We start from the raw sequence: 10,377 nt of genomic DNA, 5'->3' as shown, positions 1-10,377 counted from the left end.
ATCAGGTTGATAGGTCTGAGGTGGAAGCGTGGTGACACGTGGAGCTGACAGATACTAATAGATCGAGGACTTAACCTATATTCTATTGTGAAGCATGAACATTGTTATCTAGTTTTGAGAGAACATTCTCTCCATCAGGTTTGGTGGCGATAGCGAAGAGGTCACACCCGTTCCCATACCGAACACGGAAGTTAAGCTCTTCAGCGCCGATGGTAGTTGGGGGTTTCCCCCTGTGAGAGTAGGACGCCGCCAAGCTTCTATCAGGATCAGTTCCATTTGGAACTGGTCTTTTTTGTGCTGATTGAGGGTCATACATCATACTTTATCTTATACCATTTGTTTGATGAAAGATCGTCGCACCTTCTTATGTCCAAGCGTAGCATGTGAAACACTTGAACCTAAAGATGTTCATGGCATAAAACCTTATCTATACAAAACAATAGAGAGACAGAGTATGAGCTTATATAGGCGCATTCCATATATCTTTAATTAAATTGAAGATGTGTAAGCCTATTCGATTTCTATAAATGCTTTACGTCTAAAGAGATACCTATATCATTAAAGTATAAAAATGAAAGACTGCTAATATTTCTAAAGGAATTGAACGTTTTGAAAGAGAATATAGAGAAGAGAAGCTCACCTGCTGAACGTTGAACAGCAGCTGTATGAATAGGTGATATGACGATCTTTTGTTAAAAAATAACGCAATGAAAATTGAAATAAAATTTTTTTAATATAGCCTTTACAAATGATTAAAACCTGTATATAATAATCTTTGTCGGATCGAGAGATTCTTACATAGTGGAGGATTAGCTCAGCTGGGAGAGCATCTGCCTTACAAGCAGAGGGTCGGCGGTTCGAGCCCGTCATCCTCCACCATATTTATTCTTACATAATGTTAGGATAGATAAAGCCGGTGTAGCTCAACTGGTAGAGCAACTGACTTGTAATCAGTAGGTTGGGGGTTCAAGTCCTCTTGCCGGCACCACTTTCATATGGTAAGATAGACAAGTCGCTTTTAAAGCGAGCCATTAGCTCAGTTGGTAGAGCATCTGACTTTTAATCAGAGGGTCGAAGGTTCGAGTCCTTCATGGCTCACCATGTTTCATGCGGGTGTGGCGGAATTGGCAGACGCGCTAGACTTAGGATCTAGTGTCTTTATGACGTGGGGGTTCAAGTCCCTTCACCCGCATTGCCAAATAAAATAAAGAAATCCTGTAATGCGGAAGTAGTTCAGTGGTAGAACACCACCTTGCCAAGGTGGGGGTCGCGGGTTCGAATCCCGTCTTCCGCTTATACCATCCACGCCGGGGTGGTGGAATTGGCAGACACACAGGACTTAAAATCCTGCGGTAGGTGACTACCGTGCCGGTTCAAGTCCGGCCCTCGGCATTATAAATAAGCGCCCGTAGCTCAATTGGATAGAGCGTTTGACTACGGATCAAAAGGTTAGGGGTTCGACTCCTCTCGGGCGCGCCATTAAGATCGGGAAGTAGCTCAGCTTGGTAGAGCACTTGGTTTGGGACCAAGGGGTCGCAGGTTCGAATCCTGTCTTCCCGACCATCTTTTATGGGGCCTTAGCTCAGCTGGGAGAGCGCCTGCCTTGCACGCAGGAGGTCAGCGGTTCGATCCCGCTAGGCTCCACTTTTTAAAAGATTGTTTTGATCATGGCGGTGTAGCTCAGCTGGCTAGAGCGTACGGTTCATACCCGTGAGGTCGGGGGTTCGATCCCCTCCGCCGCTATAAAGGACCTTTAGCTCAGTTGGTTAGAGCAGACGGCTCATAACCGTCCGGTCGTAGGTTCGAGTCCTACAAGGTCCACCATCTATACGGAGGAATACCCAAGTCCGGCTGAAGGGATCGGTCTTGAAAACCGACAGGGGTGTCAAAGCCCGCGGGGGTTCGAATCCCTCTTCCTCCGCCATATTTTTTAAAAAACCATATCATCGCGGGGTGGAGCAGTTCGGTAGCTCGTCGGGCTCATAACCCGAAGGTCGCAGGTTCAAATCCTGCCCCCGCAACCAAAATGGTCCGGTAGTTCAGTTGGTTAGAATGCCTGCCTGTCACGCAGGAGGTCGCGGGTTCGAGTCCCGTCCGGACCGCCATTTTTCAAAAGAATACTTGGCTCGGTAGCTCAGTTGGTAGAGCAACGGACTGAAAATCCGTGTGTCGGCGGTTCGATTCCGTCCCGAGCCACTTTTATAAAAATATTCATAGTATGGCGGTTGTGGCGAAGTGGTTAACGCACCAGATTGTGGCTCTGGCACTCGTGGGTTCGATTCCCATCAATCGCCCCATACATATTTTTGCGGGTGTAGTTTAGTGGTAAAACCTCAGCCTTCCAAGCTGATGTCGTGGGTTCGATTCCCATCACCCGCTCCATTTGTATATCTGTTCATGGGCCTGTAGCTCAGCTGGTTAGAGCGCACGCCTGATAAGCGTGAGGTCGGTGGTTCGAGTCCACTCAGGCCCACCATGATCTTCCGCAGTAGCTCAGTGGTAGAGCTATCGGCTGTTAACCGATCGGTCGTAGGTTCGAATCCTACCTGCGGAGCCAAATGGAGAAGTACTCAAGTGGCTGAAGAGGCGCCCCTGCTAAGGGTGTAGGTCGCGTAAGCGGCGCGAGGGTTCAAATCCCTCCTTCTCCGCCATTGATCTGGCCCGTTGGTCAAGCGGTTAAGACACCGCCCTTTCACGGCGGTAACACGGGTTCGAATCCCGTACGGGTCATTTTTAAAAGAGATCTTGTCAAAGATCTCTTTTTTGTTTTCTTCAAAACGAAAGACCGCTATCATGGCGGTCTTTTTTTACATATTCATGGAATAGATCGTATAAGACAAGTATGTCGCAAAGAAGCCCCATAAGACATAAGGGATCAGTAAAATTGGAACGACTTTGCTTAGTTTACGTGAGACGATGACAAGTGCAAGTGCTGTCAGTGCAACGAGCAGGCAGTCGATCGTAGCCACAAACAAATCCTTTTGTGTAAATTGAAAAAAGCTAAAGGCTTGATTGAATACGTAATTTAAAAGGAAAAGAATCCAAAATGGTAAAGTGATTTTTTGGAATCCATATTTTCCATAAATGATCGCTGCGGACAATGAGATGAGTGCAAATAAGACAGCCCACACAGCACCAATCACACCGCCACCAGGTGTCCATTCTGGTTTATTTAATGCGTCATACCATTCTCTGTCGATGGGGAACAAAAATCCGGCAATAGAGAATAGTGCGTATGTAATAAAGAAGACGACAATCGCCCAAATGATACTTTTTCTAGCCATCAAGAATCTCCTCCAATCAAATTCACTCTTAAAGTGATTTCCCAATCATTACATGATATAAACATAAAGCCCCCAATATGAGGGGACTAATGATTTTCTTCTGTATAAGGTTCTTCCTCGTACGGTTTCAAGTCACCAAATACTGTCATGACACCTTCTTCGTCTAATGCTTCTTCATAGGCCTCGTGTGCTTTGTTCGGATACACCTTGCTTGCTTTTCCTTCAATATCAGCAGCTGCGAATCCTTCGTAGTCCTCCACATAATCTTCATCTTCTGATTGTGTATACACATCATCGTATGTCAAAGGTGGGAATTCCATATCAGACGGGGTATCAGAGTTTCCGTAGCGTTCTACGTCTTGGTAGGCATCCTCTCCGTCGTACGCAGCACTTTCTTCATTTTCAAATTGTCCAGCTGGCGGACTTAATAAATCCTCTTCAATCGGACGGTTTTGTGAAACGGTCTGTTCTTTTGAGTGCTCTGTGCATGTGACGGCAGTAGGCAAGGCTTCTAAGCGTTCCTTTGGAATAGGGGCCTTACAGACCTTGCATAGTCCATAAGAGCCGTCTGCAATGGCTTGAAGTGCTTCATCGATATCTAACATATGTTCATGTTCCAAGCTGTTTAAAGCAATATCTTTCCCACGCTCGAACAGCTCTGTCCCTTGATCGCCCGGGTGGTTATCATAGGCAGACAGTTCTCCGACTGAATCGTAAGGAAAGGATACTTTCTGTTCATCGTCATGGCTTTTGGCTTCAAGTTCTTTTTTTTCATCGAGAAGGCGCTGCTTCAAATGATGTAATTCGTCTTTTGACAACAAAGCGATCATCCTTTCATATCAAACATATTGTTAGTATGAGCAATTTTGTATGTAAGACTAGTTCCAATTTGAAGCAATTCCTAATTAAAAAACGCCTGCGGCTGCAGGCGTTCTTTGTTACGCGATATAGTATTGTAAGATCAAAGCGATCGTCAGCAGAAAACCAAAAAATGTATTGGTTTGAGCTGTAGATTTCATGGCATTCATTAATTCAATCGGTTTTTCTTTTTGCTTAAACTCTTTAATGGCTGTATAGGCTTTTGGCACACTGAGTAAAACAAGAAGACTCCAAAGACCGACGATATCTGTGAAGATATAAACAAAAATGAGTACATATGATACCAAAAACATGGAAAGTAAAATGTTCACTGCAGCTTTACGTCCAGCAAGGATGGCAAGTGTTTTTCGTCCATTTTCCTTATCCCCGTCTAAATCACGGATATTGTTCGACAGTAAGATGGCACCAACTAAAATAGAAATTGGTAGTGAGACGAGAACAGCTTTAGACGTCAGAGTGCCTGTTTGGATATAAAAACTTATCAGGATAATCCCTAATCCCATAAAAGCACCTGAAACAAGTTCTCCAAACGGTGTATATGCAATTGGTACAGGGCCGCCAGTATAGAAATAGCCTGCTGCCATACAAATAAGTCCTATTAATGCAATCCACCAGCTAGACATCATGCAAATATAGACCCCAAGTAATAAAGAAAGTGCAAATAGTGCATAAGCGAGGCTGAGGACTGTCTTTGGCTTCACACCGTTTCTTACAATGGCTCCGCCGATGCCGACAGATTTCTCGTTGTCCAGCCCGCGAACATAATCAAAGTACTCATTAAACATGTTTGTTGCGATTTGGATAAACATAGATGCAAACAGCATGGCTAAAAATAGCCCAACATGTATTTGACCACTTGGAAGTGCTAAAACAGTTCCTAAAGTAACGGGAATAAATGCCGCTGTTAGTGTATGCGGTCGTAGTAAATTCCACCAAATTCGCCAGTTTTTATCAGGCTTTATTGGTGAAAGCTGATCTGATATCGATTGATGCTGCATAAAATATACTCCTTTAAATAAAAAAATACGTACACGTCCAAATTCCAGTTTAGCAAAGTTCAAAAAGGTGTCAATATATTGATGCGATGAATCGGGAAAAAGATGTTTGCTAATCGTTGCCATATCGAAGGAAAGCTTGATTTTAGAACGGTCCTGCCATTTTGCTTTAGATGCTCTCGTTTCAATAAGCAAGAGCGAAAAAATCTTGAAAGCGTGATATAATAAGGATTCGAGGTTTTAGAAGCTGTTTTCTTTACTAAGTTCATCTGTTAAGGTTTATAATAGAAAAGCAGGTCATTCGACATATTCGAATGTTCATGTATTTTTTCATTATGTTTTTATTTTTTATGTAATTCATGGATTTTGGAGGAATGTATCATGGTGACAACAGTGCAAAGTACTTTCCGGCAGGAAGCGCTTGCGACATTAGAAGAAGCGAATAACGTCAACCATGCTGTTTTGATAAGCTACTCCAGAAGAGTTGACGATCTGGATCCTCTTGCCTTTTTCCAAAGCGGCGAAGCGGATTTTTTAGGCGAGCGGTTTTTTTGGTCTGATCCAGAAAGCCAAATGATTTTTTCTGGACTTGGCAGAGCGGCCGTCATTAAATCATCTGAGCAAGGCAAGGAACGATTCGATATAGTCCATCAAGAATGGGAACAGCTCAAGCAGCACATGTTCCATTTTCATGATGAAAAGGAGTTAAAGCAAGCGGCTGTTGGTCCGCTTTTATTTGGAGGATTCTCGTTTGATCCGTATGAAGAGAAGGCGCGTCATTGGGAAGCATTTGGCGAGGCTCATTTTTTTGTGCCATCGATCATGCTGACTGTCTCAAAAGAAGGCAGTTTTCTTACGATCAATGAGTGGAAGCAGGTGGATGGGAACGTTCATCAGCTTATTCAGGAATTAGAACAAAAAGCCTCTCGTTTCGAGACATTGCCAGTTCGGACTGGTGGACAAGCTGAACTTGTTCATGTGGAAGAGCTGGATGTGAAGGAATGGATGAAGGCGATCGAAGAAGCGACAGACCACATTCGTGCAAACGAATATGAAAAGGTTGTTTTAGCAAGAGAAGTCTTGCTTCACTATAAAAATCAAATTGAACTCGCTCCACTATTAGCGGAATTATTAAAGCATCAAACAACGAGTTATGTATTTGCGGTTGAACAGGGAAGACAAGCATTTGTCGGAGCCACGCCGGAACGCTTAGTGAAAAAAAGCGGAGGAGAGGTCTTTTCCTCCTGTTTAGCAGGCTCCATTGTTCGCGGAAAAGATGAAGCGGAGGATCACGCATTAGGCGAGGAACTGCTGCATGATGAGAAGAATTTGATTGAACATCAAATTGTTGTCAATATGATTGAGCAAGCATTTGAAGCGAATTGCCTTCACGTGCATAAACCAAATCAACCAAGTCTTTATAAAACAAAAAACATTCAGCATTTGTTTACACCGATTGTGGGAGAAATTAAAAGCAGCTGTTCCCTCTTTTCATTAATTGAGCAGCTCCATCCGACGCCGGCACTAGGCGGATATCCAAAGGAAATGGCGGTTGAAGTGATTCGTGAAATCGAACCGCTCAAGCGCGGCTGGTATGCAGCGCCCGTAGGCTGGATTGATTCTCAGGATAATGGAGAATTTGCTGTAGCCATTCGGTCAGGTCTTATTGAGGAAGACCGTGTTCGTTTGTTCGCTGGCTGCGGAATTGTAGAGGATTCCCTTGCAAAGCAGGAGTATGAAGAAACACAAGTGAAGTTAAGACCAATGCTGTCTGCTCTTGGAGGTCATCCTATTGAATAATCACATCATGACAACATATATAGGCAGATTGATGGATGAATTCGTCCAAGGTGGTGTGAAAGAGGCAGTTGTCTGTCCTGGTTCTCGATCAACTCCGCTTGCGATGCTGGCCCTTGCTCATCAAGACATCCATGTCCATGTTTTAGTGGACGAACGGTCTGCTGCTTTTTATGCGCTTGGTCTTGCAAAAGCAAGTCAATCACCAGTGCTGCTTATTTGTACATCAGGTACGGCAGCTGCTAACTTTTATCCAGCCGTTGTAGAGGCGCATTATTCTCGTGTACCTCTTATTGTTTTAACTGCTGATCGGCCGCACGAATTGAGGGAAGTTGGGGCACCTCAAGCGATTGATCAGCAATTCTTATTCGGTAAGTTTGTTAAATGGTTCACAGACTTAGCATTGCCGGAGGACAGTCAAACGATGCTGCGTTATGTTCAGGCGGCAGCTGCGAGAGCAAATCACATGTCGATGCAGGAGCCAAAGGGGCCTGTTCAGGTCAATGTACCTCTGAGAGAGCCATTGCTTCCTGATCTGTCTATTGATCCTTTCGCGCGAGAAAAAGAGGATACGAAAAAGGTATTAGCATCAGGTCAGGCTTTCCCTAATGATCGGGTGATGTCTGAAATCGCGACCGTCATGAACGAATCCAAAAAGGGACTGATTGTGGCTGGTGAACTTCATACACAGGAAGAAAAAGAGGCGGTTTTACGCCTTTCGAAAGCCCTGCATTTACCTATTTTAGCTGACCCGCTTTCTCTTTTGCGCAACGGGCATGAAAATGAAGATCTCATTATCGATGCGTATGATTCTTTATTAAAAGATGAGGCATTACAGCAGCATCTCTTACCGGATATGGTCATTCGTTTTGGACCGATGCCTGTATCTAAGCCTTTATTCAAGTGGCTGGAAAAACATGCGGAAGTGAAGCAGATTGTTGTAGATGCTGCCGGAGGTTTCCGTGATCCTGGGTTAAGTGCTTCATACGTCATTGAAAGTACTGTCTCTGCTTTTGTAGAAGCAGTATTAAATCAAGCAGTACAACGTAAAGAGACAAGTTTCTTAAACCGATGGCAGAATGCTAATTCTTCATTCAGAACGAATGCAGCCAGCTATTCAGATGAGGATTTGTCCTTTGAAGGGAATGTGTACCGTCAGCTTCAGCACCTCTTGCCAAAGGAGAGCGTCCTTTTTATCGGAAATAGTATGCCGATTCGTGATGTAGATACATTTTTTGAAACTCAGTCCAAGCCTTTTCGAATGATGGCGAATCGCGGAGCAAATGGCATTGACGGCGTTGTGTCTACAGCACTTGGCACGTATGCAGCTTTGAAGCAGCCTGTCACTTTGGTCATTGGAGATTTATCATTTTACCATGATATGAACGGTCTGCTTGCAGCTAAGCTGATGGACATTCCTTTGACAGTTGTTTTGATAAACAATGATGGGGGAGGTATCTTTTCTTTCCTTCCGCAGGCGTCTGATGAACCGTATTATGAAAAGCTCTTTGGAACGCCGACAGGACTGAATTTTGAGTATGCATCGAGGTTATATGGGGGAACCTATTCGAAACCCGCAACGAAACAAGAGTTGCATGATGTGTATATGGCGCATATCGATGAACCTGGGCTTCATTTAATTGAAATTGAAACAGATCGTCATTCCCGTGTAGACAAGCATCGTCAAATGATGGATGACATATTGGAAGAAGTGAAAAAAGAATGCCTTCTCTCATCATAAGAATGCGTGATGGGGTAGCGTACGAAGTGGTGGATCAGAACCCATCGGCAGCAAATGCCACATTATGCTTACACGGCTTCACTGGAAGTGCAGCGTCTTGGACGTTCTTGAATGCTAATTTGGAGAATACAAGACTGATTCAGGTCAGCTTGCTCGGACATGGGCGTACGGACTCGCCAGAAAGTGTGAGAAGATATGCGATGTCTCAGCAGCTGGCAGATCTTGCAGAGATTTTAAACCAATTAAAGCTTCACAAAGTGAATATTCTCGGATATTCTATGGGAGGGCGTATTGCTTTATCATTTGCCACTCGTTATCCAGATCGTGTCAATAAATTGATCCTTGAGAGTACGTCTCCAGGGCTTCGCACTTTTAAAGAGCGGATGGCAAGACTGAAGCATGATCATCAGCTCGCCCAAAAAATCAGGCATGAAGGCTTAGTGAAGTTTGTGGATTTTTGGGAGAGCATTCCTTTGTTTGCTTCGCAGAAAGCTTTATCAGCGGAAAAGCAGGCTCAACTGAGAGAGGGAAGACTCAAAGCGAATCCTCTTGGGCTTGCTCGCAGCTTAGAAGGAATTGGAACAGGTTCACAGCCCTCTGTTTGGAAGGCATTAAAGCATATTCATTTGCCTGTTTTGCTCATTTGCGGAACGCTTGATGAAAAGTTCTGCCATATCGGCAAACGTATGCAGCAGGAGCTGAAAGGAAGTCAATTCATTTTGGCTGAGCATGCTGGGCATACAGTTCATGTGGAACAACCACATTTTTTTGGTAAAATAGTAAGTGAGTTTATTTTAGCGCAAGATTAGAGGAGGAAATATTGATGGCTATTGAATGGCAAACTGAGCGTCAGTATGACGAAATTTTATATGAAACGTATAATGGGATCGCAAAGATTACGATTAATCGTCCACACGTACATAACGCGTTTACCCCAAAGACTGTTAGTGAATTAATCGATGCATTTTCACGAGCTCGTGATAATTCAGAAGTTGGTGTGATCGTACTTGCAGGTGCTGGCGGAAAAGCATTCTGTTCTGGTGGAGACCAAAAAGTCCGTGGCCATGGCGGTTATGTAGGAGACGATCAAATTCCACGTCTAAATGTATTAGACTTACAGCGTTTGATTCGTGTCATTCCAAAACCGGTTGTTGCGATGGTTGCAGGTTATGCAATCGGAGGCGGACACGTTCTCCACATAGTATGTGATCTGACAATTGCAGCAGATAATGCGATTTTTGGACAAACAGGTCCAAAAGTAGGCAGCTTTGATGCCGGTTACGGTTCAGGCTACCTTGCACGTATTGTCGGCCATAAGAAAGCAAGAGAAATCTGGTACTTATGCCGTCAATACAATGCACAAGAAGCGCTTGATATGGGACTTGTTAACACAGTTGTCCCATTAGATCAGCTTGAAGAGGAAACAGTAAAGTGGTGTGAGGAAATGCTAGAAAAGAGCCCGACTGCTTTACGATTCTTGAAGGCTGCATTTAACGCAGATACGGATGGATTAGCTGGAATTCAGCAATTTGCAGGAGATGCGACACTTCTTTATTACACAACAGATGAAGCAAAAGAAGGACGCGATTCCTTTAAGGAAAAACGCAAGCCGGACTTCGGTCAGTTCCCGCGTTTCCCTTGATTCAATGATATTAATGAACAACAGCTTAGTGCATCAGAC

General features: G+C 44.1%; 7 protein-coding genes, 21 tRNA genes and 1 rRNA gene. 26 read left to right on the top strand and 3 right to left on the bottom strand.

From position 1 onward, the window contains the following. The first annotated feature begins 139 nt into the window (after nt 1-139). From rrf to ACN6NB_RS13990, 22 genes are all read left to right on the top strand, one after another. Nucleotides 140-255, top strand: a 5S ribosomal RNA gene (gene rrf, locus ACN6NB_RS14095). 548 nt (nt 256-803) lie between these two features. Continuing rightward, nucleotides 804-879: transfer RNA gene (locus tag ACN6NB_RS14090), tRNA-Val, on the top strand. 33 nt (nt 880-912) lie between these two features. After that, nucleotides 913-988 (top strand) — tRNA-Thr (locus ACN6NB_RS14085). 37 nt (nt 989-1,025) lie between these two features. Then, nucleotides 1,026-1,101, top strand: a tRNA-Lys gene (locus tag ACN6NB_RS14080). A gap of 8 nt (nt 1,102-1,109) precedes the next feature. Further along, nucleotides 1,110-1,192, top strand: a tRNA-Leu gene (locus tag ACN6NB_RS14075). A 30-nt stretch (nt 1,193-1,222) separates the two neighbouring features. Continuing rightward, nucleotides 1,223-1,294, top strand: a tRNA-Gly gene (locus tag ACN6NB_RS14070). Between the two features lie 12 nt (nt 1,295-1,306). Further along, nucleotides 1,307-1,392: transfer RNA gene (locus tag ACN6NB_RS14065), tRNA-Leu, on the top strand. A 10-nt stretch (nt 1,393-1,402) separates the two neighbouring features. Then, nucleotides 1,403-1,479 (top strand) — tRNA-Arg (locus tag ACN6NB_RS14060). A gap of 7 nt (nt 1,480-1,486) precedes the next feature. Then, nucleotides 1,487-1,563 (top strand) — tRNA-Pro (locus tag ACN6NB_RS14055). Nucleotides 1,564-1,571: 8 nt separating this feature from the next. Continuing rightward, nucleotides 1,572-1,644, top strand: a tRNA-Ala gene (locus ACN6NB_RS14050). A gap of 25 nt (nt 1,645-1,669) precedes the next feature. Next, a tRNA-Met gene (locus ACN6NB_RS14045) sits at nt 1,670-1,743 on the top strand. Nucleotides 1,744-1,747: 4 nt separating this feature from the next. Further along, nucleotides 1,748-1,824, top strand: a tRNA-Ile gene (locus ACN6NB_RS14040). A gap of 7 nt (nt 1,825-1,831) precedes the next feature. Continuing rightward, a tRNA-Ser gene (locus ACN6NB_RS14035) sits at nt 1,832-1,924 on the top strand. Nucleotides 1,925-1,947: 23 nt separating this feature from the next. Then, nucleotides 1,948-2,024: transfer RNA gene (locus ACN6NB_RS14030), tRNA-Met, on the top strand. Nucleotides 2,025-2,028: 4 nt separating this feature from the next. Continuing rightward, nucleotides 2,029-2,105: transfer RNA gene (locus tag ACN6NB_RS14025), tRNA-Asp, on the top strand. 18 nt (nt 2,106-2,123) lie between these two features. Then, nucleotides 2,124-2,196: transfer RNA gene (locus ACN6NB_RS14020), tRNA-Phe, on the top strand. 25 nt (nt 2,197-2,221) lie between these two features. Continuing rightward, a tRNA-His gene (locus tag ACN6NB_RS14015) sits at nt 2,222-2,297 on the top strand. A gap of 11 nt (nt 2,298-2,308) precedes the next feature. Beyond that, nucleotides 2,309-2,382: transfer RNA gene (locus ACN6NB_RS14010), tRNA-Gly, on the top strand. A 17-nt stretch (nt 2,383-2,399) separates the two neighbouring features. After that, nucleotides 2,400-2,476, top strand: a tRNA-Ile gene (locus ACN6NB_RS14005). Nucleotides 2,477-2,482: 6 nt separating this feature from the next. Further along, nucleotides 2,483-2,557: transfer RNA gene (locus ACN6NB_RS14000), tRNA-Asn, on the top strand. A 3-nt stretch (nt 2,558-2,560) separates the two neighbouring features. Next, nucleotides 2,561-2,651, top strand: a tRNA-Ser gene (locus tag ACN6NB_RS13995). A 7-nt stretch (nt 2,652-2,658) separates the two neighbouring features. Next, nucleotides 2,659-2,730: transfer RNA gene (locus ACN6NB_RS13990), tRNA-Glu, on the top strand. Between the two features lie 77 nt (nt 2,731-2,807). On the opposite strand, the gene ACN6NB_RS13985 is transcribed toward ACN6NB_RS13990, so the two are convergent. The 3 genes from ACN6NB_RS13985 to ACN6NB_RS13975 form a co-directional block, all read right to left on the bottom strand. After that, on the bottom strand, nt 2,808-3,284 hold the full coding sequence (locus ACN6NB_RS13985) for a TspO/MBR family protein (RefSeq protein ID WP_024424942.1): 477 nt from the start codon (nt 3,282-3,284) through the stop codon (nt 2,808-2,810). A gap of 86 nt (nt 3,285-3,370) precedes the next feature. Then, the gene (locus ACN6NB_RS13980; protein WP_058838175.1) at nt 3,371-4,105 is read right to left on the bottom strand and encodes a TraR/DksA C4-type zinc finger protein; all 735 of its coding nucleotides are present in this window, start codon (nt 4,103-4,105) and stop codon (nt 3,371-3,373) included. Nucleotides 4,106-4,222: 117 nt separating this feature from the next. Then, nucleotides 4,223-5,161, bottom strand: coding sequence for a 1,4-dihydroxy-2-naphthoate polyprenyltransferase (locus ACN6NB_RS13975; RefSeq protein WP_144491458.1), 939 nt, complete (start codon nt 5,159-5,161; stop codon nt 4,223-4,225). A 378-nt stretch (nt 5,162-5,539) separates the two neighbouring features. Between ACN6NB_RS13975 and ACN6NB_RS13970 the strand changes: the two genes are divergently transcribed. From ACN6NB_RS13970 to menB, 4 genes are read left to right on the top strand one after another with little or no spacing between them, the layout of a single operon-like run. Continuing rightward, nucleotides 5,540-6,958, top strand: a complete 1,419-nt coding sequence (locus tag ACN6NB_RS13970; RefSeq protein WP_059375200.1) for an isochorismate synthase — start codon at nt 5,540-5,542, stop codon at nt 6,956-6,958. Next, a complete protein-coding gene (menD, locus tag ACN6NB_RS13965) occupies nt 6,951-8,696 on the top strand; it encodes a 2-succinyl-5-enolpyruvyl-6-hydroxy-3-cyclohexene-1-carboxylic-acid synthase (RefSeq protein WP_144491303.1) in 1,746 nt (581 codons plus the stop codon). The genes ACN6NB_RS13970 and menD overlap by 8 nt, the downstream gene beginning before the upstream one ends. Continuing rightward, nucleotides 8,678-9,505 carry a 2-succinyl-6-hydroxy-2,4-cyclohexadiene-1-carboxylate synthase gene (gene menH, locus ACN6NB_RS13960; RefSeq protein ID WP_126681434.1) on the top strand — a complete coding sequence of 276 codons (828 nt, stop codon included), beginning with the start codon at nt 8,678-8,680 and terminating at the stop codon, nt 9,503-9,505. The genes menD and menH overlap by 19 nt, the downstream gene beginning before the upstream one ends. 14 nt (nt 9,506-9,519) lie before the next feature. Next, nucleotides 9,520-10,338 carry a 1,4-dihydroxy-2-naphthoyl-CoA synthase gene (gene menB, locus ACN6NB_RS13955; RefSeq protein WP_039180914.1) on the top strand — a complete coding sequence of 273 codons (819 nt, stop codon included), beginning with the start codon at nt 9,520-9,522 and terminating at the stop codon, nt 10,336-10,338. Nucleotides 10,339-10,377 lie beyond the last annotated feature (39 nt).

The sequence above is a fragment of the Bacillus sp. 11B20 genome, from assembly GCF_056098985.1.
The sequence above is the reverse complement of the archived record's forward strand: the minus strand, read 5'-3'. Positions and strand labels throughout refer to the sequence as shown.